The sequence below is a fragment of the Acidovorax sp. LjRoot118 genome (assembly GCF_964253575.1).
GTDB lineage: Bacteria > Pseudomonadota > Gammaproteobacteria > Burkholderiales > Burkholderiaceae_C > Acidovorax.
Genome location: NZ_CAXURB020000001.1, coordinates 5,463,306 through 5,487,666, shown reverse-complemented (window position 1 = coordinate 5,487,666; position 24,361 = coordinate 5,463,306). Strand labels below are relative to the sequence as shown.

Here is a 24,361-nt window from a genome sequence, read left to right as displayed (position 1 = left end):
GCCAACAGCGGGCAGTCCCCGTGTGGCCAGGGGTGTTGCTCTTGCATCCTGTGCGCCACAGGCTTAACGTGGCGCTGCCGGGCGGATGGCTCGCAGGGCTGGTGCGCAACCGGCATGCCGGTCGTTTTGCTATTAAATGGAGAGCATCCCGTGCCGGCTGTGTTTCATGTCATCCCACTTTTCGAAGGAATTCGACGCACCTCACTATTTTGCTGCAATGCAGCAAAAATCACTGGAAATTCCTAGGGAAAACCCTTATATTTGCAGCATGACCGCTACCAAAAACTGGCTCAAGGCATCCTGGGACGCAGGCCGGGGAATGCTGCGCCCGGTCACGGGGCGTCCGCATGAGAGCGAGGACAAAATGTCTCCACCGGTGATGGTTCCCATCCGTTCGCTCGGCCCTTCTTACCGCGAGCGCATCACGGCCCACCTGCTGCAGCTGGAGCCCGCTGACCGCTATCTGCGCTTCGGCTACGCTGCCAACGACGAGCAGATCCGCCGCTATGCGGACCAGCTCGACTTCAACCGCGACGAGATCTTCGGCATCTACAACCGGCGCCTGGAGCTCATCGCCATGGCGCATCTGGCGTTCTCCGAGCACCCTGAGTACAAGCACTGCGCCGAGTTCGGCGTGTCCGTGCTCAAGCAGGCCCGGGGCCGAGGCTTCGGTGCACGCCTGTTCGAGCGCGCCGTGATGCACGCCCGCAACGAGGGGGTGAACATGGTGTTCATCCATGCGCTGTCCGAAAACACCGCCATGCTCAAGATCGCCCGCAATGCCGGCGCTCAGGTGCGCCGCGACGGCTCGGAGTCCGAGGCCTACCTGCAGATCGCACCGGCCAGCCTGGACACCCGGATGGCCGAACTGGTCGAGCAGCAGTTCGCCGAGGTGGACTACCAGCTCAAGCGCCAGGCCAAGCAGTTCTGGGACTTTCTGGCCAGCGTGCAGGAAGTGCGCAGCGGCGTGCAGCATGCGCGCCACCAGTCCGCCGAATAGGCCGGACAGCGTGGGCAGGCGGTCCTGCAACCGCCGATTGGCCTCAGGACGACAGGCGATGTCACAACAATCCGCTATCCTAGGGGCCTGTTCCACTACCGCACGTCCTGCACTCCAAGACAGTGTCTGACCCGCACCCCGGGCGATTGCCCGAAAAGGAAGACAAGCGCACCTTCCTGCAGAAAGTCGCCGAGTTCATCCACCCCGGACCGGACTCGACCGAAGAGCTGATCGAAACGCTGGCCGAGGCCGAGGACAACGACGTCATTGGCGCCGAGTCGCGCGTGATGCTCGAGCGTGTGATCCGCATGGCCGACATGACGGCGGGCGACGTGATGGTGGCCGCGCCCCGCATGGACCTCGTCAACATCGATGCGCCGTTCGATGAGCTCCTGTACCTGGTCATCAACACGGCGCACTCGCGCTTTCCGGTGTACCAGGGCGAGCGCGAGAACATCATCGGCATCCTGATGGCCAAGGACCTGCTCAAGCTGCAGCGGGCGCCCGAGCTGAACATCCGCGCGCTGCTGCGCCCGGCCGTGTTCGTGCCCGAGAGCAAGGGCCTCAACGACCTGCTGCGCGAGTTTCGCGGCAATCGCAACCACCTGGCCATCGTGATCGACGAGTTCGGCCGCGTGGCAGGGCTCGTCACCATCGAAGACGTGCTCGAACAGATCGTGGGCGAGATCGAGGACGAGTTCGACATCCCCGAGGATGCGGGCGACATCTTCGCCCTGGCCGACCGCACCTACCGCGTGAGCGGCGACACGCCCATCGAACGCGTCGCCGAGTCCTTCGAGGTCACGCTGCAGGGCAGCGATGCCGAGGAACAATTCGACACCATTGGCGGCCTCATCGCCCACGAAATGGGCCATGTGCCCAAGCGTGGCGAGCAGGTGGAGCTCGGTGGCCTGCACTTCGTGGTGCTGCATACCAAGGGCGGCGCCGTGCGCTGGTTCAAGGTATCGCGGATCGAAGAGAGCCAGGCTGGCGCTTGATGGGGTTGGCGCGCCGAACGCAGGGATCCGGACTTGCCTTGCCCGTGCTGATCGCCGTGCTGGCGGGGCTCGCGCAGGCGGCCTCGCTGGCCTTGCCCTGGAATGGGCAGCCCAAATGGTGGCTGCAGATCGCATCGCTGGCCGTGCTGGCCTGGCAGGTGCGCGCGGGAGCCTCCACCGCGCGCCGTGGCGCGCTGCTGGGATTTGCCTTTGCCACCGCCTGGCTGTGCGGCACCTTCTGGTGGCTCTATATCTCCATGCACACCTATGGCGGGCTGGCTGCGCCGCTCACGGTGGCTGCCATCCTGGGGCTGGCGGCCTTTCTGGCCAGCTATTACGCGCTCGCGCTCGGCGTCTTTTGCCGGCTGGCCGTGGTGCACCGTGCCGGCGCTGCGCTGCTGTTCGCCGCGCTCTGGACGCTGGCCGAGATGGCGCGCGGCTGGCTCTGGACCGGTTTTCCCTGGGGCGCCGGCGGTTATGCCCATGTGGATGGCCCGCTGGCGGCGCTGGCGCGCTACGTGGGTGTCTACGGCCTGTGCTTCGTCGCGGCCGCCATCGCCATGCTGCTCGTGCAGGCGCGCGCCAGCGATCTGCTCCGCCTGCGCGCCTGGGCCCTGGTGGCGGGCGGGCTGGCGGTGCTGGGTCTGGCCACGGTGGACCGCCACTGCGCCGTGGAGCTGTGCCACACCCCTGCGGCGCGCGCACCGGCCCCGCTGCAACTGGCGTTGTTGCAGGGCAATATCCCGCAGGACGAGAAATTCCAGCCGGGCTCGGGTGTTCCCATGGCATTGCAGTGGTACCGCGAGCAACTGGAGCGTGCCACCGCGCCCCTGGTCGTGGCGCCCGAGACGGCCATTCCCCTGCTGCCGCAGCAGCTGATACCGGGCTACCTCGAAGGCATCGCCCAGCGCTACGCCAGCGGCTCGCAGGCGGTGCTGCTGGGCATTCCGCTGGGGGATGAGCGCGAGGGCTACACCAACTCGGTGCTGGGTGCACGGGCGGGGCTGGCCGAACCCTACCGCTACGACAAGCACCACCTGGTGCCGTTCGGCGAGTTCATCCCGCCCTTCTTCAAGTGGTTCACGCAGATGATGAACATCCCCCTGGGGGACTTCAACCGGGGGGGCTTGGGCCAGGCGCCGTTTGCCTTTGCGGGCCAGCGCATCGCCCCCAACATCTGCTACGAGGATCTGTTTGGCGAGGAGCTGGGAGCGCGCTTTGCCGATCCGGCCGGCGCCCCCACGGTGTTCGTCAATTTCAGCAACATCGGCTGGTTCGGCAACACGGTGGCCATCGACCAGCACCTGCACATCAGCCGCATGCGCGCGCTGGAGTTCGAACGCCCGATGGTGCGCGCCACCAACACCGGTGCCACGGCCATCATCGATCATCGGGGCGTGGTCACGCACCAGCTGGAGCGCCACACCCGTGGCGTGCTGCTGGGCGCGGTGCACGGCCGGGGAATGGATGCGCAGCAGGGCTGGGCCATCACGCCCTACGCCTTCTGGGTGTCGCGCTGGGGCCTGGTTCCCCTGGCACTGCTGGCGGCCGCCATCGTGCTGGTGGCGGCCCTCGGGGCGGGTCGGCGTGGCCGGGCTGTGCGGTCTAAAAACGGTGGTTTTCGGGAGTAGCGGGCCTTGATCCTGGTCAGCTGCGGCAGGGGTGCCCCAGTGCCCTGGCAGGCCAATGCGCGGCACAGGCTCGCCGTGCCTTGATAATAGAGCCCGCAAGCGGGGGCTTGTGTTGGATACAACGATGATTTGAAGCGGTGTGGCCGCTGTTCTGGAGCACGACTGAAAATGGCAGATTCCTTTTCCTACGAACAACTGATCGCCTCGGGCGAGGGCCGGCTGTTCGACGCTGACAGCGGGCGCCTGCCGCTGCCGCCCATGCTGATGTTCGACCGCATCACGCACATCGATAGCGATGGTGGCGAGCACGGGCTGGGAAAGGTTCGCGCCGAGCTGGACGTGCGTCCTGACCTCTGGTTCTTTGCCTGCCACTTCCAGGGTGACCCGGTCATGCCCGGTTGCCTGGGCCTGGACGCCATGTGGCAGCTGATCGGGTTTTACCTGACCTGGCTGCGCCTGCCGGGCAAGGGCCGCGCCCTGGGCGCCGGCGAAGTCAAGTTCACCGGCGAAGTGGGCCCGGACGTTAAATTGGTCACCTACGAGATCGACATCAAGCGCGTGATCAAGCGCAAACTGGTCATGGCCATCGGTGACGCGCGCCTGTATGCTGACGGCAAGGAAATCTACGTGGCCAGCGACTTGCGCGTGGGCCTGTTCAAGCGCGAGGAAGCCGGCGCAGCCCCAGGGGAGGCAGCATGAAACGCGTGGTCATCACGGGCACGGGCATCGTCTCGTGCATTGGCAATGACAATGCCAGCGTCACCGAGTCGCTGCGCGAGAGCCGTCCGGGCATCCGCGCCATGCCCCAGTTCACCGAGCTGGGCATGCGCAGCCAGGTGGCCGGCGTGCCGCAGATCAACCTCGAAGAGCTGATCGACCGCAAGCAGCTGCGCTTCATGGGCGATGCGGCGGCCTATGCGCACATTTCGCTGGCCAACGCCATTGCCGAATCGGGCCTCACGCCCGAGCAGGTCTCGCACCCGCGCACCGGGCTCATCATGGGCTCGGGGGGCGGCTCGCCCGCCAACCAGATCGAGGCCGCCGACATCCTGCGCAGCAAGGGCATCCGCCGCGTGGGGCCTTACCAGGTCACGCGCTGCATGAGCTCCACCGTGTCCGCCTGCCTGTCGACCAACTTCGGCATCAAGGGCATCAACTACTCCATCACCTCGGCCTGCAGCACCTCGGCGCACTGCATCGGCGCAGCCGCCCAGCAGATCGCCTGGGGCATGCAGGACGTGATGTTCGCCGGTGGCGGCGAAGAAGTCAGCTGGGGCATGGGCCTGCTGTTCGACGCCATGGGCGCCATGTCCAGCGCCTACAACGCCACGCCCGAAAAAGCCTCGCGCGCGTACGACGCCCACCGCGACGGCTTCGTGCTGTCGGGCGGCGGCGGTGCCGTGGTGCTCGAAAGCCTGGAACATGCACAGGCACGCGGCGCCACCATCCTGGGCGAAATCGTCGGTTTCGGCGCCACCTCGGACGGCGCCGACATGGTCGCCCCCTCGGGTGACGGCGCCATTGCCTGCATGTGCCAGGCCATCGCCACGGTGGACGGCTCCATCGACTACATCAACACCCACGGCACCTCCACACCCGTCGGCGACGTGCCCGAGTTGCGTGCGATCCGCGAAGTGTTCGGCGATGCCATTCCCCCGTTCTCGTCCACCAAGTCGCTCACCGGCCACTCGCTGGGCGCCACCGGTGTGCAGGAGGCGATCTACTGCCTTTTGATGCTGCGCCAGGGCTTCATCGCCGGCTCGGCCAACATCGAAAACCTGGAGCCCGCCGCCGAGGGCATGCCCCTGGTACGCGAGACGCGCGATGCGCCGATCCGCACCGCGCTGTCCAACAGCTTCGGCTTTGGCGGCACCAACGCCAGCCTGGTTCTGCGCCGATGGGATAACTGATCCGCGCGATCTCCGGCAACCCACCATCCTGCAAGGGATGGGCGGGTTTTTCATGCCCGCCGGTCGGTGGTCAGCGCGTGGGCTTGGATGACAAGGCCTGGTGCAGAAGCCCTGGCAGCATGGCCAGCATGCGCGTGGCCTGCAGGCCCGGGGGTAGGGCGCGGGCGTGGTAGCAGTACAGCGACATGGGCGGCAGTTCGTGCAGCTCCACGGCCACCATGGCCTCTGGGTCGAGTTGGGTGGCGGTGAGGAAGTCGACCACCGTCCAGCCCATGCCCCGGCGCACCAGGTCCAGCGCCAGGCGCGAGGTCTGCACCTGCAGCCCCGGGCCGGCGGGTGTGCCCAGGCGCTGGGCGATCTCGTCGATGGACTGGCGCATGGGATCGTCCCCCACGAGCCGGATCACCGGCACCTGGGCCAGCCGGGCTGCGGGCGTCACAGCGCGCGGCGCACGCGTCCACACCGACTGTGCCACGGCCAGGTACATGCGGCCGCTGACCAGCAGGTCGCTGCGCACCTGCGGATGCGGGTGCTTGTAGAAGCCCAGGCAGAAGTCCACGCTGCGCGTGAGCAGCGCCTGCGTCATCTGGTCCTGGTGGATGGTGCGCACCTCCACACCCACCTGCGGGTAGCGCAGCGCGTGCTCCTGCAGCACCAGGGGCAGGAATTCGTGCGTGATGGACGGAATGGCCGCCAGGCGCACGTCCCCGGTGTCGCTGGTGCCCAGGTTGCGCGCGGTGCGGCGCAGGGCATCGAGCTGGCGGTGGATGCCGCTGGATTCGGTGGCCAGCACCTGTGCCTCGGGTGTGGGTGTGAGGCCCGCAGGCGTGCGCACGAACAGCCGGTAGCCCAGCTGCAGCTCGGTGTGCGCCACGGCCTTGCTCACGGCCGAGGGCGTGATGCACAGCAGCCGCGCTGCCGCGCTCATGTTGCCGGTTTGCAGCACGGCCTGGAACACCTCGAGTTGGCGCAGGTTCATGGGTATGAGTGAAATTCACAAGAGGTGGCTGATTATTCCCTGTTGCTGTGCGCAAGTCTCTCATACGATCCGGCACCGCCAACGAGCGGGTGAGGGCGCAGCAGCAAAGTCTGTTGGCAAGCCTCTTCAAAACAACTGTCTGGAGATTTCCGTCATGCGCATTTCCTACCCCATGCACCGCTGGCTTGCCGGCCTGCTGCTCTCCGCTGCCTCGGCTGTGGCCATGGCCCAGGCCGCCCGCCCCCATGTCGTGGTGTTGGCCACCGGTGGCACCATCGCCGGTGCCGGCGCGTCTGCGGCCAACAGCGCCACCTATGCGGCGGCCAAGGTGCCGGTGGACAAGCTGTTGGCCGGCCTGCCCGAACTGACGGGCGTGGCCCGTGTCACGGGTGAGCAGGTGTTCCAGATCGCCTCGGAAAGCTTCACCAACGAGCACCTGCTGCAGCTCGGCAAGCGCGTCTCGGCCCTGGCCAAGCAGGCCGACGTGGACGGCATCGTCGTCACGCACGGCACCGACACGCTCGAAGAAACGGCGTACTTCCTGAACCTGGTGGTGCGCACCGCCAAGCCCATCGTGGTCGTCGGCTCCATGCGCCCCGGCACGGCCCTCTCGGCCGACGGCGCGCTGAACCTGTACGACGCCGTGAGCGTGGCCGCCAGCAAGGATGCTGCCGGCAAGGGCGTGCTGGTCACCATGAACGACGAGATCCAGAGCGGCCGCGACGTCAGCAAGACCATCAACATCAAGACCGAGGCCTTCAAGAGCCAGTGGGGCCCGCTGGGCATGGTGGTGGAAGGCAAGAACTACTGGTTCCGCGCGCCGGTCAAGCGCCACACCACGGCGTCCGAGTTCAACATCGACGAGATCCAGGCCCTGCCCGCAGTGGATATCGTCTACGGCTACGGCAACATGAACAGCACCGGCATCGAGGCCTACGGCAAGGCCGGCGTGAAGGCGCTGATCCATGCCGGCACCGGCAATGGCTCGGTGGCGGCCCAGGCCGTGGCCTCGTTGCAGGCGCTGCGCGCCCAGGGCGTGCAGATCGTGCGCTCGGCCCGTGTGCCCGATGGTTTTGTGCTGCGCAATGCCGAGCAGCCCGACGACAAGTACGACTGGGTGGTGGCCCACGACCTGCGCCCACAGAAGGCCCGCATCCTGGCCATGGTCGCTTTGACGAAAACAAACGACAGCAAAGAGCTGCAACGCATCTTCTGGGAATACTGATTTTTGACTTGGCGCACCACGCGTGCGCCGACCGGTCGCCCCAAGGGGCGGCCACCGGTGCGCACCGGCAGACTGCCCGCGCAACTGGTTGGAAAGGCCGGGGCTCCAAAAGGGCCCCGGCCTTTGTACTTGGTGCTTTGTTTTCGCGCTCTGGCGCGGCCTCCCAGGGCCTTGCGAGCGAAGGCTTGCTGCAGCGCCGTAAAATCACGGGTTTTGCGCGCACGCTGCAAAGCCCCTCGGGCCTGTCTGCTGCGCGCCTTCGGCTTTTTCATCCCCCTTTGCCCGGCCCTGGTCCGCCAGCGCCACAGACGCCATGTTGACATTCCAGCAAATCATTCTGAAGCTGCAGTCCTACTGGGACGCGCAGGGCTGCGCCCTTTTGCAGCCCTACGACATGGAAGTGGGCGCTGGCACCTCGCACACCGCCACCTTCCTGCGCGCCATCGGCCCCGAGCCCTGGAAGGCCGCCTACGTGCAGCCCAGCCGCCGCCCCAAGGATGGCCGCTACGGCGAGAACCCCAACCGCCTGCAGCACTACTACCAGTTCCAGGTGGTTCTGAAGCCCGCGCCGGCCAACATCCTGGAGCTGTACCTGGGCTCGCTCGAAGCGCTGGGCTTCGATCTCAAGAAGAATGACATCCGCTTCGTCGAAGACGACTGGGAGAACCCCACCCTGGGCGCCTGGGGACTGGGCTGGGAAGTCTGGCTCAACGGCATGGAAGTGACGCAGTTCACCTACTTCCAGCAGGTGGGCGGCATCGACTGCAAGCCTGCCACCGGTGAAATCACCTACGGCCTGGAGCGCCTGGCCATGTACCTGCAGGGCGTGGACAACGTCTACAACCTGACCTGGACCGAGGGAGCGGACGGCTCGAAATTGAGCTATGGCGACGTCTACAAGCAAAACGAGGTGGAGCAGTCCACCTACAACTTCGAGCACAGCGACGCCGACTTCCTGTTCACCGCCTTCAATGCGCACGAAAAGCAGGCCAAGCACCTCATGGAGCAGCAGCTCGCCCTGCCGGCCTACGAGCAGGTGCTCAAGGCTGCGCACAGCTTCAACCTGCTGGATGCGCGCGGGGCGATTAGCGTGACCGAGCGTGCTGCCTACATCGGCCGCATCCGCAACCTGGCGCGCGCCGTGGCGCAAAGCTACTACGAGAGCCGCGAGCGCCTGGGCTTTCCCATGGCCCCCCGCGAATGGGTGGAGCAAATGCCCAAGAAAGCCGCCTGAGCCACCGCCGGAGCCCCTGAAAAATGACAACGCAAAATCTTCTGGTCGAATTATTTGTGGAAGAGCTGCCTCCCAAGGTGCTCAAGAAGCTGGGCGATGCCTTCGCCAGCGTGCTGGCCGAGCAACTCAAGGCCCTGGGCCTGGCCACGCCCGCATCCGCCGTGACGGCATTCGCCTCGCCGCGCCGCCTGGCCGCGCACGTGACGGCCGTGGCCGGCAAGGCCGCCGACAAGGCCGTGCAGCAAAAGCTCATGCCCGTGACGGTGGGCCTGGATGCCAGCGGCAACGCCGCGCCCGCACTGCTCAAGAAGCTGCAAGCCCTGGGCGCGGATGTGTCCGACCCGGCAGCGGCCGTGGCCGCCTTGAAGCGCGCCCCCGACGGCAAGGCCGAGGCGCTGTTCTATGACAGCGTGGTGCCTGGCGCCACGCTGGAAGAGGGGTTGCAGAAGGCACTTCTGGAATCCATCGCCAAGCTGCCCATTCCCAAGGTCATGAGCTACCAGCTCGAGTCCGACTGCGAGTTGCCCGGCTGGACCAGCGTGAACTTCGTGCGCCCCGCGCATGGCCTGGTGGCGCTGCATGGCAGCACCGTGGTGCCCGTGAAGGCGCTGGGCCTGAAAGCCGGCAACAGCACCCTGGGCCACCGCTTCGAGGCGGCCGTGTCGCCTGTGGTGTTCAAGGATGCCGACAGCTATGCCGCCACGCTGCACAAGGACGGAGCGGTGATCGCTTCGTTCGCCGAGCGCAAGGCCGAGATCGCGCGCCAACTGGCCGCCGCCGCCGCCCAGGTGGGCAACGGTGCCCGCCCCATCGAGGACGATGCGCTGCTCGACGAAGTGACCGCCCTGGTCGAGCGCCCCAACGTGCTGACCTGCGCGTTCGAGCAGGAATTCCTCGACGTGCCGCAAGAGTGCCTGATCCTCACCATGAAGGCCAACCAGAAGTACTTCCCGCTGCTGGACGCCGCAGGCAAGCTGACGCACCAGTTCCTGGTGGTGAGCAACATCAGCCCCGAGGACGCGAGCTTCGTGATCGGCGGCAACGAGCGCGTGGTGCGCCCGCGCCTGGCCGATGCCAAGTTCTTCTTCGACCAGGACCGCAAGAAGACCCTGGCCTCGCGCGTGGACGGTCTGTCCAAGGTGGTCTACCACAACAAGCTCGGTACGCAGGGCGAGCGCGTGGAGCGTGTGCGTGCCATCGCCAAGGCCATTGCCGAACAACTGGGCGATGCCACCCTGGTGGCGCAGGCCGATCAGGCCGCGATGCTGGCCAAGACCGACCTGGTGACCGACATGGTCGGCGAGTTCCCTGAGTTGCAGGGCACCATGGGCCGCTACTACGCGCTCAACGACGGTCTGGGCGAGGTGGTGGCCGATGCCATCGAAGACCACTACAAGCCGCGCTTTGCCGGCGACACGCTGCCACGCAATACCGCTGGCGTGGTGGTGGCCCTGGCCGACAAGCTTGAAACCCTGGTCGGCATGTTCGGCATCGGCAACCTGCCCACGGGCGACCGCGACCCGTTCGCGCTGCGCCGCCATGCGCTGGGCGTGATCCGCATGCTGGTCGAAAAAGACCTGCCGCTGGACCTGAGCGCCCTGCTGGCCGGCGCCGTTCCGGCCTTCGGCGACAAGATCACCGATGCCTCGGCCGCCCTGGCCGACTTCATCTATGACCGCCTGGCCGGCAGCCTGCGCGAGCAGGGTTACAGCGCCCAGGAAGTCGACGCCGTGCTGGCCCTGCGCCCGCAGCGCCTGGCACTGGTCGAAAAGCAGCTGGCCGCCGTGCGTGCCTTTGCCGCGCTGCCCGAAAGCCCGGCCCTGGCCGCCGCGAACAAGCGCGTGGCCAACATCCTCAAAAAGGCCGGCGAGGTGGATGCCCACGTCAACCCCGAGCTGCTGCAGGAAAAGGCCGAGCAGGATTTGTATGCGGCACTGCAGCGCTTCGTGCCCGAGGCCAACGCGCAGTTCGACGCGGGCGACTACACGGCATCGCTGCAGACCCTGGCCGTGCTGCGCGCCCCGGTGGACGCTTTCTTCGACGACGTGATGGTGAACGCCGAGCAGATGGACCTGCGCCTGAACCGCCAGGGCCTGCTCAAGAGCCTGCACGATGCGATGAACCGGGTAGCCGACCTCTCCCGCCTGGCGGCGTGACCTGCTAGGCTGGCGTCTGTCACAAGGGGACCCCCATGAAACTCGCCATCCTGGACCGCGACGGCACGTTGAACCCGCTGGGTGAGGACTTCGTCACTTCGCCCGAGGAATGGACGGCCGTTCCCGGCGCGCTCGAGGCCGTTGCACGCCTGAACCACGCCGGCTGGCATGTGGCGCTGGCCACCAACCAGCCGGGTCTGGGGCGCGGGCTGTTCGACGTGGTGGCGCTCAACGCCATCCACGCCAAGATGCACAAACAGCTGTCGGCCGTGGGTGGGCGCATCGACGCCGTGTTCTATTGCCCCCATGCGCCTGACGAAGACTGCGCCTGCCGCAAGCCCGGCCCGGGCCTGCTTGAGCAGATCAGCGACCGCTATGGCGTGGAGCGCAATGACGTGCAGGTGGTGGGCAGCTGCCTGGCACACCTGCAGGCCGGCGCCGCGCTCGGTGCGCAAGTGCACCTGGTGTGCACGGGCAGCTCCGCCGGCGTGGTGCCGGGCCAGGCGCTGCCGCCCGGCTATCCCCCCGGCACGCAGGTGCATGCGAGCCTGGCGGCCTTCGTCGAGCAGCTGCTGCCGGCCGCCATCCCTTTGATGGCGGTCTGACCCTCAGCGCCCCTTGGTGCCTGCCACACGCCTTTGCTGCGGCGGCACCCATCGCAAGACCTTTTCACCATGGCCCTGATCCGCTCCATCATTCACCTGCTCTGGATGGCGACCACCGTCATGCCCTATGCGCTGGCCATCATGCTGGGCACGCTCTTCGGCGTGCGCGGCCTGCCGCTGTACCGCATCGCGGCCGCATGGCTGTCGCTGTGCATCAGCGGCGCACGCGTGCTGCTGGACATCCGCACCCGGGTGACGGGCATGGAGAACCTGCCGCAGGGCGAGCACGAGGGGGCGATCCTGCTGGTCAAGCACCAGTCGACCTACGAGACCTTTCTGATGCCCACGATCATGCCGCACCCGCTGGCCTACGTGTTCAAGAAGGAGCTGCTGTACGTCCCCTTCTTCGGCTGGGCCATCGGCCGGCTGGACATGATCCACATCGACCGCAGCCAGCGCGCCCAGGCCTTCAACAAGGTCGTGGAGCAGGGCAAGGACCTGCTGGCCAAGGGCATCTGGATCATCATGTTCCCCGAAGGCACGCGCATCGAGCGCGGGCAGAAGGGCACCTACAAGACCGGCGGCACCCGCCTGGCCATCGACACCGGTGCACCGGTGGTGCCGATTGCCGTGACCTCGGCCAAGGTCTGGTCGCGCAAGGCCTTCGTCAAGCGCCCCGGTGTGGTGGATGTGTCCATCGGCAAGCCGATCTCCAGCGTGGGGCGCGAGCCGGAAGAGCTGATGCGCGAGGTCGAGGACTGGATCGAGGCCGAAATGCGCCGCCTCGACCCCGAGGCCTATCCCGCAGCCGCACTGACGGCGCCCTGATCGGACCCCATTCCCATGATGCAGCGGCTCGTGCAACTGGCGTTGGACTTCTTCGACACTCCGCCTGCCAGCCCCGCACCGGCGCCCAAGGCGGTCGAGCCACCGCCGGCGGCCAGGGTTCCCGTGGCCGCACCGCCCCGGCCCGTGGGTCCGCCTGCGGTCCCGCTGCCTTCGCTGCTGTCTCCCGCCGAATTCCGCCACCCCGAGGCCAAACGCGAACTGCTGCTGGGTGACGCCGTGGTGGCGTATGCGCTGCAGCGCGCGCGCCGGCGCACCATCGGCTTCAGCGTGGGCCCAGACGGCCTCTCGGTGCGCGCCCCCAGCTGGGTCACCCTGGGCGCCATCGACGCGGCGCTGCGCGAAAAGTCCGAGTGGATCGTGCTCAAGCTCGGCGAGGCGCGTGAGCGCCAGCAGCGCATGGAAGGCGGACGCATCGTTTGGGCGGATGGCGCCGTGCTGCCCTACCTGGGCCGGCCGGTCACTGTGGTGCTGGACCCCGCGCACGGCTTCAGCGGCCGTGGTGGGCAGCTCAAAACCATCGCCGCAGCCGAGGACCCGGATGCACCGCTGGCCTCGCGCCTGCACATCGGCCTGCCGCACAGCGCCGGGCCTGCGCAGATCCGCGATGCCGTGCAGGCCTGGCTGATGCGCGATGCCAAGCGCCACTTCACCGAGCGGCTGGAGCACTTTGCGCCGCTCTTGGGCGTGCGCTGGACCAGCCTGCGCCTGTCGAGCGCGCAGACGCGCTGGGGCAGCGCCAAGGCCGACGGCTCCATCCGCCTGAACTGGCGCCTGCTGCACTACCGGCCTGCGGTCATCGACTACGTGGTGGCGCACGAGCTGGCCCACCTGCGCGTGATGGACCACAGCCCGCGTTTCTGGGACACGGTGGCCACCGTGGTGCCCGACTACGCGGCCCTGCGCAACCACCTGCGCGACGAGCCAGCCCCGCTCTGGGATTGAGCGCGCGCAGGGCAGGGCGAAACCGGGCGCGGCAAAATGGCGGAAACCACCGCATTCAGGCCCACCATGATTCCCCTGCAGCTCTTCGATCCCGCCTCCAGCACCTACACGTACGTGCTGCACGACCCCGCCACGCGCCAGGCCGCCATCATCGACCCCGTGGACGAGCAGCTCGACCGTGACCTGGCGGCACTGCAGTCCCTGGGGCTCACGCTGCGCTGGACGCTGGAGACGCACACCCATGCCGACCACATCACCAGCGCCGCGCGCCTGGCCGAGCACACGGGTGCGCAGACTGCGGTGCCCGCAGGCTGCGACATCGGCACGGCGGTCGTGCAGCTGCAGCATGGCGACACGCTGGCCTTCGGCGGCGAGACGCTGCAGGCGCTGCACACGCCTGGCCACACGGCGGGCAGCATGTCCTACCGCTGGCGTGACCATGTGTTCACGGGCGATGCCCTGCTCATCAACGGCTGCGGCCGCACGGACTTCCAGTCGGGCGACGCGGCCGAGCTCTACCGCAGCATCACCGGCGTGCTGTTCGCACTGCCGGGTGACACCACTGTCTGGCCCGGCCATGACTACCAGGGCCGCAGCCACAGCAGCATCGCCGCCGAAAAGGCCGGCAATGCGCGCGTGGCCGGTCGCAGCGAGGCCGAATTCGTCGCGCTGATGGACTCGCTGAACCTGCCGCGCCCACGCCGCATGGACGAGGCCGTGCCCGCCAACCAGCACTCGGGCCAGCGCCAGGACGCCGATGGCGCCGCGCTGCAGGCCCCGCGCGGGGCCGAGGGCTATGCCGGCGACGTGTCACCGGCGCTGGCCTGGCAGTGGGTGCAGGATGGCCAGGCCGTGCTGGTCGACGTGCGCAGCGATGCCGAGCGCGAATGGGTGGGCCAGGTGCCGGGGGCCGTGCCCGTGGCCTGGAAGCAGTGGCCCGGCATGGCCATGAATGCCGATTTCGATGCGCAGATTCGCCTGGCTGTGCCCGAAGGCGGGCGCGTTGTATTGCTGTGCCGCAGCGGCGTGCGCTCCGTGGCGGCCGCGAAGCGTGCGACGGAGCTGGGCATCACGGCCTACAACATTCTCGAAGGCTTCGAGGGCGACGCCGATGGCCAAGCCCACCGCGGGCGCAAGGGCGGCTGGCGCTACCGCGGCCTGCCATGGCGTCAGGGCTGAAGACACAGCTCCATGAAAAAAGCGGGCCATGTGGCCCGCTGTTCGTTGGGGAGCGCTGTGCGCTCAGAGTGGCGGAATGCGCAGCTTCTGGCCAGGGTAGATCTTGTCGGGGTGCGTGAGCATGGGCTTGTTGGCCTCGAAGATCTGGGGGTACTTGTTAGCGTCGCCGTAGAACTTCTTGGCGATGGCCGAGAGCGTGTCGCCGCGCACCACGTCGTGGTACTGGGCTTCGGGCTCGGGGTTGGTCACGTTCATCAGGTTCTCGACGCTGGTGACGCTGGCCACGTTGCCGCAGCACAGGGTGATCTTTTCCTTGGCCGCCTGCGTAGGGGCGTCGCCCTTGACGGTGACCTTGCCCTGGCTGCCATCGAACGCCACCTGCACGTTGGTCGCGCCCAGGTTCTGCGTGCCGATGTAGGTCTCGATGGCCTTGGCGGCCTTGGCGTTGAGTTCGTCCGGCGATGGAGCGGCGGCCGTGGCGGCCTGTGCTTCCTTGCCACCGAACAGCTTTTCGCCGGCTTCCTTGATGAAACTGAAAAGACCCATGTCGTATCTCCTAAGGTTGCAGAAACAGGAAGGGCCACTGTAGCGGCAAAGTGCGACACCCTGGTGTAAGACGGGCGCGCGACACGATTTTTCACATTGGCAGGTACCGCTGTCGCCGGGGCGACGAGCTGCGCTGCTGCCTTTGGCAAATGCACCAAGTGCGCATGGCCAAAACTCGGGATAATCCGCCGCATGACTTTTCTGGCCATCGACGTCGGCAACACCCGTCTCAAATGGGCGTTGTACGACGCCCACCGCCCAGGGGCTGCGCTGTTGGCGCATGGCGCCGAGTTCCTGGACCATATCGAGAAGCTCGCCGAAGGCAGCTGGGCAGCCCTGCCAGCGCCCGAGCGCATGCTGGGCTGCGTGGTGGCGGGCGATGCCGCCAAGCGCCGCGTGCAGGAGCAGATGGAGCTCTGGGATGTGGGCGCCCAGTGGGTGGTCTCATCCGACGAAGAGGCGGGGCTGGTCAATGGCTACGACCACCCCTCGCGCCTGGGCTCGGACCGCTGGGTGGCCATGATCGGTGCGCGCCACCACGTGCTGGCCCAGGGGCCTGCGCGGCCGCTGGTGGTGGTGATGGTGGGCACGGCGGTCACCGTGGAGTGCATCGATGCGCATGGGCGCTTCCTGGGCGGGCTGATCCTGCCGGGCCACGGCATCATGCTGCGCGCACTCGAAACGGGTACCGCCGGCCTGCACGTGCCCACGGGCGACGTGCGCATGTTCCCCACCAACACCAGTGATGCACTGACCAGCGGCGGCACCTACGCCATCGCCGGTGCCGTGGAGCGCATGGTGCAGCATGTCATCCAGCACTGCGGCGAGGAGCCGGCCTGCATCATGACCGGCGGCGCCGGCTGGAAGATGGCGCCGAGCATGACGCGCCCCTTCGAGCTGGTGGACAACCTGATCTTTGACGGCCTGCTGGAGATCGCCTCGCGCCGTTTCACCAGCTGAGCGCCGGGGCGGCGCCCGGCAGCTTCAGTCTTCCAGTTCGGCGCGCGCCATCTCCACGTCCAGGCGCTCCATCGCGTCGGCCGACTCGCAGGCAGCGGCCTTCTCGTAGAGCTGGGTCGCCTCCTTCATCTTCTTGTCGCCTTCGAGCATCACCAGCGCGTTGGCGTACTCCACCATGGCGATGGCCGAGCCGGGGTTGAGTTTAAGGGCCTCCTGGAACAGCTTGAGCCCGGTGTCCTTCTTTGCGCCATAGGTCATGCCGCCGATCAGCGAGCCCACCTTGTCGATCACCTCGGCGTGGAAGGCGCCCAGCGCAATGCGGGCGTCGGCGTGCTTGGGTGCCAGCGCGATGGATTTCTCCAGCGATTCCTTGACCTTGCCACCCAGGCCCTGGGCCAGGGCCTTGGCCACGCTGATGCCCTGGCTGTAGCGGCCCAGGGCATAGGCATGCCAGTACCAGGCGTTGGCGTTGTTCGGGTCTTCGCCGGCCTGGGCTTCGGCGCGCTCGGCCACCTGGGTGAACAGGTCCAGGCGGGTCTTTTCCTTTTGCTCCAGGTAGTTGGCGTAGATGGCCGTGGCCTTGTTGGCCACGGTGATGCCGGGGCCGCCAGCGGCCAGGCCGGCGGCCGTCGCCTTCTCGAAATCACCGCTGTGGAACAGCGCCCAGGCCTGCAGCACGGCCGGATCCTTGGGGCAGGGTTCGGCGTCGCCGCTGTGCAGTCGCGCCCAGTGCTTCTTCACGCTCGTGGCATCGAAGCTGTAGTCACCCGCATGGGGAAAAGGGGTCCATTTGGCCATGGTGTGTCTCCTGTGGTTCTTGGGGTCGGGTGTAGGGTGTGGACAGGGCGCCCTGGCGCTTAGCCCGGCGCGGTGGCATAGGCGCCGACGAGTTCCAGCAGGTGTGCGCGCTGCCCGCTTTCCAGGTAGGGCATCAGCAGGTTGAGCACGTGGTGGGCTCCGCGCAGCAGGGCTGCCTGGGCGCTCTCGGGCTCCAGCGCGCGGCGCGGGTCGCGCACGTACTCGAAGCTCAGCCAGTAGGTCAGCACCACCACCATGCTGGTCGCGGTGGCCTCCAGCTCACGCGTGTCGATGTGCAGCGCGTCCGATCGGCCCATGCCGTCCAGCATGGCGCGCACGGCCCGCGTCTTGTTCTTGAGGATGGCCTGGAAATGCGTTTCCAGGCGCCGGTTCTTGGACAGCAGGTCGTTCAGGTCGCGGTACAGGAAGCGGTACTGCCAGATCAGCTCGAACAGCGTGTGCATGAAGAACCAGGCGTCCTCCACGTTGCGCACGCCATCGGCGGCAGCCAGCAGCTCGGTCAGCGACTGTTCGTAGCGGTCGAACAGCGCATTGATCAACTCGTCCTTGGCCGGGTAGTGGTAGTACAGGTTGCCGGGGCTGATGCGCAGCTCGGCCGAGATCAGGGTGGTGGAGACGTTGGGTTCGCCAAACCGGTTGAACAGGTCCAGCGTGACTTCCAGAATGCGTTCTGCGGTGCGTCGCGGCGCTTTCTTCACCATGTGTGCGGGCCCTCTTCGCGTCGTTTTGGATCGGTGTTGGTATGTCTCTGGGGCCTACTCTAACCGAGCCGCAGATGCTGCACTGCATCAATATTGGCATGTCCTTGGAACGTGTTGACGTTCCGGCTGCGGCCACCCGCGCAGAGAGCGCGGCCCATGGCCCGAAGCGCTCCACAACGCAAAAGCGGCTGGCACGCACAAGGCGTGTCAGCCGCTTGCCGCAGCGGGCGGGCCGCTGGCAGAAGGTCAGTTGGAGGCGGCGGGTGCCGAGGCGGAAGCTGCGGCCTTGGCGCTGGCCTTCTTGGCAGGGGCTGCTGCGGCCTTCTTGGCGGGCGCGGCCTTGGCTGCAGGCTTGGCGGCGGCCTTGCGGGGAGCGGCTGCCTTCTTGACAGCGGCCTTCTTCGCGGGGGCTGCTGCCTTCACGGCGGCCTTGGCAGGTGCCTTGGTCGCGGCCGCTTTGCCGGCGCCCTTGGTGAGTGCGTCCACGCGGGCCGTCAGGGCTTCCAGGTCACGCGCCGAGGGGACACCGAGCTTGGACAGGGCCTTGGCCACGCGGTCTTCGAAGATGTTCTCGAGCTTGTCCCACTGGCCCTGGGCCTTGGAGCCGATGTCGCTGGCCATGGTGGTCACGCGGCTCGTCGCTTCGGAGATCTTCTCTTCGGCCACGGCCTGGGTCTTGCGCTGGATGGACAGGCCTTCCTTGACCAGGGACTCGAACACCTTGCCGCCTTCTTCCTGGGCCTTGGAGAAGGCACCCAGGCCCGCCAGCCAGATCTGCTGGGCCGAGTCCTTGACGGTGCTCGACAGCTGGGCGTTGCTCTTCTTGTTGTCGGCGCTGAGTTTCTGCAGTTTCTTGACCATGGGGCCTCCGGTATGCGGGTGGATAGTGGGGGTTGCCAGTGCCGGTTGGCTTTGGCGCATGGCCGAACTGTACGCCGCGCGGCAGGCCAGGTGTAGGCGCGCGCTCCTAAAAACGTAGAGCGCAGCGTCTAAGGCTGCGCGGGTTTGTGCTGAATCGGTCGGCGATGCGCTTGGGCAAGAATGAACAGATCTCACAGGAGTTTTTCATGCAGTATTTCGTGACGGGAGCGACGGGGTTCATTGGCAAGCGGCTCGTAAAGAAGCTGCTGGAGCGAAAGGGCGCCGTGGTGCACTTCCTGATCCGGCGAGAAAGCGCGGACAAGGTGGCCGACCTGCGCAGCTACTGGGGCGTGTCGGCCGCACGGGCCGTGCCGGTGTTCGGCGACCTCACGGCCAAGAAGCTCGGCGTGGCCTCCGAGGACGTGAAAAAGCTCAAGGGTCAGATCGACCATTTCTACCACCTGGCCGCGGTCTACGACCTCGGTGCCGACGAAGAGACCCAAGTGGCCGTGAACATCGAGGGCACGCGTAACACGGTCGATCTTGCCAAGGTCATCGACGCCGGGCATTTCCACCACGTCTCGTCCATCGCGGCTGCCGGCCTGTACGAGGGCGTGTTCCGCGAGGACATGTTCGAGGAGGCCGAGGGCCTCGATCACCCCTACTTCCAGACCAAGCACGAGAGCGAGAAGATCGTACGCCAGGACTGCAAGGTGCCCTGGACGGTGTACCGCCCGGCCATGGTGGTGGGCGACAGCACGACCGGCGAGATGGACAAGATCGACGGCCCCTACTATTTCTTCAAGCTGATCCAGCGCCTGCGCCAGCTGCTGCCGCCCTGGATGCCCACCGTGGGCCTGGAAGGCGGGCGCGTGAACATCGTGCCGGTGGACTTCGTGGTCAATGCGCTCAACGTCATCAGCCACCAGCAGTCCATTGCCAAAAAATGCTTCCATCTGGTGGACCCGGTCGGCTACCGCGTGGGCGACGTGCTGGACATCTTCAGCCGCGCCGCGCATGCGCCGCGCATGAACCTGTTCATCAACGCCGCGCTGCTGGGCTTCATCCCCAAGGGCATCAAGAAGAGCCTGATGGCCATGGCGCCGGTGCGCCGCGTGCGCAATGCCGTGATGAAGGACCTGGGCCTGCCCGAGGACATGCTGACCTTCGTGAACTACCCCACGCGCTTTGACTGCCGCGAGACCCTGGCGGCGCTCAAGGGCTCGGGCGTGACCTGCCCCAATCTCAAGGACTACGCCTGGCGCCTGTGGGACTACTGGGAGCGCAACCTCGACCCCGAGCTGTTCATCGACCGCAGCCTCAAGGGCACGGTGGCCGGCAAGGTGGTGCTGGTGACGGGGGGCTCCTCGGGCATCGGCCTGGCAGCGGCGCACAAGTTCGCCGAGGCCGGTGCCACCACCGTCATCTGCGGGCGCGACCAGGATAAGCTCGACGAAGCCTGCGCCGAGGCCCGGGCCAAGGGCTACGAGTTCATCGCCTACGCCGCCGATATCGCGGACATGGCCGATTGCGATCGCTTCGTGCAGTTGCTCATCGACAAGCATGGCGGCGTGGACTTCCTGATCAACAACGCGGGCCGCTCCATCCGCCGCGCCATCGAGTCGAGCTACGACCGCTTCCACGACTACGAGCGCACCATGCAGCTCAATTACTTCGGCTGCCTGCGCGTGACCATGGGCTTTTTGCCGGGTATGGTGGCCAAGCGCAAGGGCCATGTGGTCAACATCAGCTCCATCGGCGTGCTGACGAATGCGCCGCGCTTTTCGGCCTATGTGGCCAGCAAGGCGGCGCTTGATGCCTGGACGCGCTGCGCGTCGAGCGAGTTCGCCGACCAGGGCATCACCTTCACCACCATCAACATGCCGCTGGTGCGCACGCCCATGATCGCGCCGACCAAGATCTACAACAACGTGCCCACGCTGAGCCCCGAGGAGGCGGCGGACATGATCGCCCAGGCCTGTATCTTCAAGCCGGTGCGCATCGCCACGCGCCTGGGCATCACCGGCCAGTTACTGCATGCCCTGGTGCCCCGCGTGGCGCAGATCACCATGAACACCAGCTTTCGCATGTTCCCGGATTCCACTGCCGCCAAGGGCAGCAAGGACGCCAAGCCACAGCTGTCGGCCGAGGCGGTGGCGCTGCAGCAGATGATGCGCGGTATCCATTTCTGATGGCCTTTCAACCCGCCCCGGGGAGCCCGTGTTGAACTCTGTTACCGGGTAACCGGGCAGGGTGGGATAATCGCGGGTTCTGCCGAGCAGGCATTTCACACAGCCCACCCTATGATTCTGGTTACCGGCGGCGCGGGTTTCATCGGCGCCAACTTCGTTCTTGACTGGCTTGCTGCCTCCAGCGAGCCTGTCGTCAACCTCGACAAGCTCACCTACGCGGGCAATCTGCACAACCTGGACAGCATCCAGGGTGATGCACGCCATGTCTTCGTGCAGGGCGATATCGGCGACAGCGCCCTCATCGCCCGCCTGCTGGCCGAGCACCAACCCCGCGCGGTGGTCAACTTCGCGGCCGAATCGCATGTGGACCGCTCCATCCACGGACCCGAGGATTTCATCCAGACCAACATCGTTGGCTCGTTCCGCCTGTTGGAGGCCGTGCGTGCCTACTGGAGCGCGCTGCCCGAGGGCGAGCGCGAAGCCTTCCGCTTCCTGCACGTCTCCACCGACGAGGTTTACGGATCGCTGGCACCCACCGACCCGGCCTTTGCCGAGACGCGCGGTTTCGAGCCCAACAGCCCCTACAGCGCCAGCAAGGCCGCCAGCGACCACCTGGTGCGCGCCTGGCACCACACCTACGGCCTGCCGGTGCTGACCACCAACTGCAGCAACAACTACGGGCCCTACCACTTCCCCGAGAAGCTGATCCCGCTGATGATCGTCAACGCCCTGGCCGGCAAGAACCTGCCGGTCTACGGCGACGGCATGCAGGTGCGCGACTGGCTGTACGTGAAGGACCACTGCAGCGCCATCCGCCGCGTGCTGGAAGCCGGCACTGCCGGCGAGACCTACAACGTGGGCGGCTGGAACGAAAAGCCCAACATCGAGATCGTGAACATGGTCTGTGGCCTGCTCGACGAGTTGCGCCCGCGTGCCGACGGCCAGAGCTACCGCACCCAGATCACCTATGTGAAGGATCGTCCCGGCCACGACCGCCGTTACGCCATCGATGCGCGCAAGATCGAGCGCGAACTGGGCTGGAAGCCCGCCGAGACCTTTGACACCGGCATCCGCAAGACAGTGCAGTGGTACCTGGACCATGCCGACTGGGTGGCCAGCGTGCAGACCGGTTCCTACCGCGACTGGGTGCAGACCCAGTATGCGCAGGAGCCCGCAGCCGTGGCGGATGCCAGCGCATGAACATCCTGCTCTTTGGAAAGGGCGGCCAGGTCGGCTGGGAGCTGCAGCGCAGCCTGTCGGTGTTCGGTACCGTCACGGCGCTGGATTTCGACAGCACGGAACACTGCGGTGACTTCGCCAACCCGGCCGGCGTAGCCGAGACGGTGCGCGCCCTGCGCCCTGACGTCATCGTCAATGCTGCCGCCCACACCGCCGTGGACAAGGCCGAGAGCGAGGTCGACTTCGCGCGCACCCTCAACGCCACCACGCCCGGCGCCATTGCGCAGGAGGCCGCGAAGCTCGGCGCCTGGCTGGTGCACTACAGCACCGACTATGTGTTCGACGGCAGCGGCAGCCGCCCCTGGGTGGAGACCGACGCCCCTGCGCCCCTGAGCGTCTACGGCCGAACCAAGCTCGAAGGCGAGCAACTGATCGCCCAGTCCGGCGCAAAGCACCTGATCCTGCGTACCAGCTGGGTCTATGCGGCACGCGGCGGCAATTTCGCCAAGACCATGCTGCGCCTGGCCCAGGAGCGCGAGCGCCTGACGGTGATCGACGACCAGTGGGGCGCTCCGACCGGCGCCGACCTGCTGGCCGACGTGACCGCCCATGCCATCCGCCACCTGCAGCAGCACCCTGAGGATGCGGGCCTGTACCACCTGGTCGCGGCCGGCGAAACCAACTGGAGCGAGTACGCGAAGTACGTGCTGGCGGTGGCCGCCAAGCACTCCGTGGCTGAAAAGATCATCGCCAGGGAAGTGGCTCCGGTACCGACCAGCGCCTTCCCCACCCCGGCCGTGCGCCCCCACAACTCGCGCCTGGACACCACCAAGCTGCGCAGCACTTTCGGTCTGACCCTGCCGCATTGGCAGACGGGCGTGGCGCGCATGCTCACCGAGATTCTCTGAGAACGACCACCATGACGGCACGCAAAGGCATCATCCTCGCCGGAGGCTCCGGTACCCGGCTGCACCCGGCCACCCTGGCCATCAGCAAGCAGTTGCTGCCGGTGTACGACAAACCCATGATCTATTACCCGCTGAGCACCTTGATGCTCGCGGGCATCCGCGACATCCTGGTGATCAGCACGCCGCAGGACACGCCGCGCTTCGAGCAACTGCTCGGCGATGGCAGCCAGTGGGGCATCAATCTGCAGTACGCGGTGCAGGCAAGCCCGGACGGCCTGGCCCAGGCCTTCGTGATCGGCGAGTCCTTCCTCGGCGATTCCCCCAGCGCGCTGGTGCTGGGTGACAACATCTTCCACGGCCATGACTTTCATGAGCTGCTGGGTAGCGCGACCGAGCGCCAGAGTGGCGCCAGCGTGTTCGCTTACCATGTGCATGACCCCGAACGCTATGGCGTGGCCGAGTTCGATGCGCAGGGCAAGGTGCTGTCGCTCGAAGAAAAGCCCAAGGTCCCCAAGTCGAGCTATGCGGTGACGGGCCTGTACTTCTACGACAACCAAGTGGTGGAGCTGGCCAAGGGGCTCAGGCCCTCGGCCCGCGGCGAGTACGAGATCACCGACCTCAACCGCCTGTACCTGGAGCGCGGCCAGTTGAATGTGGAGATCATGGGCCGGGGCTACGCTTGGCTCGATACCGGCACGCACGAGAGCCTGCTCGAAGCCGGCCAGTTCATCGCCACGCTGGAGCACCGCCAGGGCCTGAAGATCGCATGCCCTGAAGAGATCGCCTGGCGCAGCCAGTGGATCGACAGTGCCCAACTCGAGCGTCTGGCCCAGCCGCTGACCAAGAACGGGTACGGCCAGTACCTGATGCGCGTGCTCAAAGAAAAGATCTACTGATTTCCTGAAATTCACTCCATGCAAGCAACCCGCCTGGCCATTCCCGATGTCGTGCTGATCGAACCCAAGAAGTTCGGCGATGCGCGCGGCTTCTTCTTCGAGAGCTTCAACCAGCGTGCCTTCAACGAGGCCACCGGTACCGACCACCAGTTCGTGCAGGACAACCACAGCCGCAGCGCCCGCGGCGTGCTGCGTGGACTGCACTACCAGGTCCAGCAGCCCCAGGGCAAGCTGGTGCGCGTGGTGCGCGGTGCCGTGTTCGACGTGGCGGTGGACATCCGCAAGGCCTCGCCCACCTTCGGCCAGTGGGTCGGCGAAGAGCTGAGCGAAGACAACCACCGCCAGCTGTGGGTGCCGCCAGGCTTTGCGCACGGCTTCCTCGTGCTCAGCGAGACGGCGGAGTTCCTGTACAAGACCACCGACTACTACGCGCCGGCGCACGAGCGCTGCATCATCTGGAACGACCCCTCCATCGGCATCGAGTGGCCCGACATCGGTGCCAACCCTTTGCTGTCGGCCAAGGACCAGCAGGGCCTGACCCTGGAGAATGCGGAAGTCTTCGCTGCTGTCGCCGCCCGCTGACGGCGGGCC

23 protein-coding genes and 1 pseudogene are annotated in these 24,361 nt (G+C 66.7%); 19 read left to right on the top strand and 5 right to left on the bottom strand.

Translation table 11 applies throughout. The features are described 5' to 3' along the window. Positions 1–268: 268 nt before the first annotated feature. The 5 genes from ACSQ9E_RS25685 to fabB all read left to right on the top strand — a co-directional run bounded on the left by ACSQ9E_RS25685 (position 269) and on the right by fabB (position 5,539). On the top strand, positions 269–1,000 hold the full coding sequence (locus ACSQ9E_RS25685) for a GNAT family N-acetyltransferase (RefSeq protein ID WP_057200010.1): 732 nt from the start codon (positions 269–271) through the stop codon (positions 998–1,000). A gap of 122 nt (positions 1,001–1,122) precedes the next feature. Continuing rightward, the gene (locus tag ACSQ9E_RS25680; protein ID WP_057266387.1) at positions 1,123–1,998 is read left to right on the top strand and encodes an HlyC/CorC family transporter; all 876 of its coding nucleotides are present in this window, start codon (positions 1,123–1,125) and stop codon (positions 1,996–1,998) included. Next, the gene (gene lnt / locus ACSQ9E_RS25675; RefSeq protein ID WP_436219538.1) at positions 1,998–3,629 is read left to right on the top strand and encodes an apolipoprotein N-acyltransferase; all 1,632 of its coding nucleotides are present in this window, start codon (positions 1,998–2,000) and stop codon (positions 3,627–3,629) included. The genes ACSQ9E_RS25680 and lnt overlap by 1 nt, the downstream gene beginning before the upstream one ends. A gap of 168 nt (positions 3,630–3,797) precedes the next feature. Continuing rightward, positions 3,798–4,328 (top strand): 3-hydroxyacyl-[acyl-carrier-protein] dehydratase FabA, encoded by a 531-nt coding sequence (gene fabA / locus ACSQ9E_RS25670; protein WP_057200013.1) that lies wholly within the window; start codon positions 3,798–3,800, stop codon positions 4,326–4,328. Further along, a complete protein-coding gene (fabB, locus tag ACSQ9E_RS25665) occupies positions 4,325–5,539 on the top strand; it encodes a beta-ketoacyl-ACP synthase I (protein ID WP_436219537.1) in 1,215 nt (404 codons plus the stop codon). Before fabA ends, fabB begins: the two co-directional genes overlap by 4 nt. A 70-nt stretch (positions 5,540–5,609) precedes the next feature. Here the strand turns inward: fabB and ACSQ9E_RS25660 are convergent, their stop codons facing one another. Next, entirely contained in the window at positions 5,610–6,518 is a 909-nt protein-coding gene (locus tag ACSQ9E_RS25660) for a LysR family transcriptional regulator (RefSeq protein WP_436219536.1), read from the bottom strand. Positions 6,519–6,672: 154 nt separating this feature from the next. Here ACSQ9E_RS25660 and ACSQ9E_RS25655 point away from each other — a divergent pair, with 154 nt between their 5' ends. The 8 genes and pseudogenes from ACSQ9E_RS25655 (at position 6,673) to ACSQ9E_RS25620 (ending at position 14,708) form a co-directional block, all read left to right on the top strand. After that, on the top strand, positions 6,673–7,743 hold the full coding sequence (locus ACSQ9E_RS25655) for an asparaginase (protein WP_428002599.1): 1,071 nt from the start codon (positions 6,673–6,675) through the stop codon (positions 7,741–7,743). A gap of 313 nt (positions 7,744–8,056) precedes the next feature. After that, positions 8,057–8,977 (top strand): glycine--tRNA ligase subunit alpha, encoded by a 921-nt coding sequence (gene glyQ, locus ACSQ9E_RS25650; RefSeq protein WP_057200239.1) that lies wholly within the window; start codon positions 8,057–8,059, stop codon positions 8,975–8,977. 23 nt (positions 8,978–9,000) lie between these two features. Further along, positions 9,001–11,133, top strand: a complete 2,133-nt coding sequence (gene glyS, locus ACSQ9E_RS25645) for a glycine--tRNA ligase subunit beta (RefSeq protein WP_436219535.1) — start codon at positions 9,001–9,003, stop codon at positions 11,131–11,133. Between the two features lie 35 nt (positions 11,134–11,168). After that, complete coding sequence (gene gmhB, locus ACSQ9E_RS25640; protein ID WP_436176663.1) at positions 11,169–11,738, top strand: D-glycero-beta-D-manno-heptose 1,7-bisphosphate 7-phosphatase; 570 nt, start codon at positions 11,169–11,171, stop codon at positions 11,736–11,738. 69 nt (positions 11,739–11,807) lie between these two features. Continuing rightward, entirely contained in the window at positions 11,808–12,566 is a 759-nt protein-coding gene (locus ACSQ9E_RS25635; RefSeq protein ID WP_057200240.1) for a lysophospholipid acyltransferase family protein, read from the top strand. An 18-nt stretch (positions 12,567–12,584) separates the two neighbouring features. Then, positions 12,585–13,529 carry a YgjP-like metallopeptidase domain-containing protein gene (locus ACSQ9E_RS25630; protein ID WP_436220267.1) on the top strand — a complete coding sequence of 315 codons (945 nt, stop codon included), beginning with the start codon at positions 12,585–12,587 and terminating at the stop codon, positions 13,527–13,529. A gap of 36 nt (positions 13,530–13,565) precedes the next feature. Beyond that, positions 13,566–14,096: pseudogene (locus tag ACSQ9E_RS25625) on the top strand (MBL fold metallo-hydrolase); the annotation flags it as partial. Positions 14,097–14,297: 201 nt separating this feature from the next. Next, the gene (locus tag ACSQ9E_RS25620; protein WP_369818153.1) at positions 14,298–14,708 is read left to right on the top strand and encodes a rhodanese-like domain-containing protein; all 411 of its coding nucleotides are present in this window, start codon (positions 14,298–14,300) and stop codon (positions 14,706–14,708) included. Positions 14,709–14,771: 63 nt separating this feature from the next. Here ACSQ9E_RS25620 and lysM read toward each other — a convergent pair whose 3' ends face one another. Beyond that, a complete protein-coding gene (lysM, locus tag ACSQ9E_RS25615; protein ID WP_057200020.1) occupies positions 14,772–15,254 on the bottom strand; it encodes a peptidoglycan-binding protein LysM in 483 nt (160 codons plus the stop codon). A gap of 192 nt (positions 15,255–15,446) precedes the next feature. Between lysM and ACSQ9E_RS25610 the strand changes: the two genes are divergently transcribed. Continuing rightward, entirely contained in the window at positions 15,447–16,214 is a 768-nt protein-coding gene (locus ACSQ9E_RS25610) for a type III pantothenate kinase (RefSeq protein WP_436219534.1), read from the top strand. A gap of 24 nt (positions 16,215–16,238) precedes the next feature. Here the strand turns inward: ACSQ9E_RS25610 and ACSQ9E_RS25605 are convergent, their stop codons facing one another. From ACSQ9E_RS25605 to ACSQ9E_RS25595, 3 genes are all read right to left on the bottom strand, one after another. Further along, positions 16,239–17,012, bottom strand: coding sequence for a tetratricopeptide repeat protein (locus ACSQ9E_RS25605; protein ID WP_057200022.1), 774 nt, complete (start codon positions 17,010–17,012; stop codon positions 16,239–16,241). Between the two features lie 59 nt (positions 17,013–17,071). Further along, a complete protein-coding gene (locus ACSQ9E_RS25600) occupies positions 17,072–17,734 on the bottom strand; it encodes a TetR/AcrR family transcriptional regulator (RefSeq protein ID WP_057200023.1) in 663 nt (220 codons plus the stop codon). Positions 17,735–17,980: 246 nt separating this feature from the next. Beyond that, positions 17,981–18,595, bottom strand: coding sequence for a phasin family protein (locus ACSQ9E_RS25595; protein WP_057200024.1), 615 nt, complete (start codon positions 18,593–18,595; stop codon positions 17,981–17,983). A 206-nt stretch (positions 18,596–18,801) separates the two neighbouring features. Here ACSQ9E_RS25595 and ACSQ9E_RS25590 point away from each other — a divergent pair, with 206 nt between their 5' ends. The 5 genes from ACSQ9E_RS25590 to rfbC all read left to right on the top strand — a co-directional run bounded on the left by ACSQ9E_RS25590 (position 18,802) and on the right by rfbC (position 24,352). Then, on the top strand, positions 18,802–20,787 hold the full coding sequence (locus ACSQ9E_RS25590) for an SDR family oxidoreductase (RefSeq protein WP_436219533.1): 1,986 nt from the start codon (positions 18,802–18,804) through the stop codon (positions 20,785–20,787). 111 nt (positions 20,788–20,898) lie between these two features. After that, a complete protein-coding gene (gene rfbB, locus ACSQ9E_RS25585; RefSeq protein WP_057200025.1) occupies positions 20,899–21,987 on the top strand; it encodes a dTDP-glucose 4,6-dehydratase in 1,089 nt (362 codons plus the stop codon). Next, positions 21,984–22,874, top strand: coding sequence for a dTDP-4-dehydrorhamnose reductase (gene rfbD / locus ACSQ9E_RS25580; RefSeq protein WP_436219532.1), 891 nt, complete (start codon positions 21,984–21,986; stop codon positions 22,872–22,874). Before rfbB ends, rfbD begins: the two co-directional genes overlap by 4 nt. Positions 22,875–22,885: 11 nt before the next feature. Continuing rightward, positions 22,886–23,770: a glucose-1-phosphate thymidylyltransferase RfbA gene (gene rfbA, locus ACSQ9E_RS25575; protein ID WP_057200027.1), complete on the top strand. Its 885-nt coding sequence runs from the start codon at positions 22,886–22,888 to the stop codon at positions 23,768–23,770. Between the two features lie 18 nt (positions 23,771–23,788). Beyond that, a complete protein-coding gene (gene rfbC, locus ACSQ9E_RS25570; RefSeq protein ID WP_057200028.1) occupies positions 23,789–24,352 on the top strand; it encodes a dTDP-4-dehydrorhamnose 3,5-epimerase in 564 nt (187 codons plus the stop codon). Positions 24,353–24,361 lie beyond the last annotated feature (9 nt).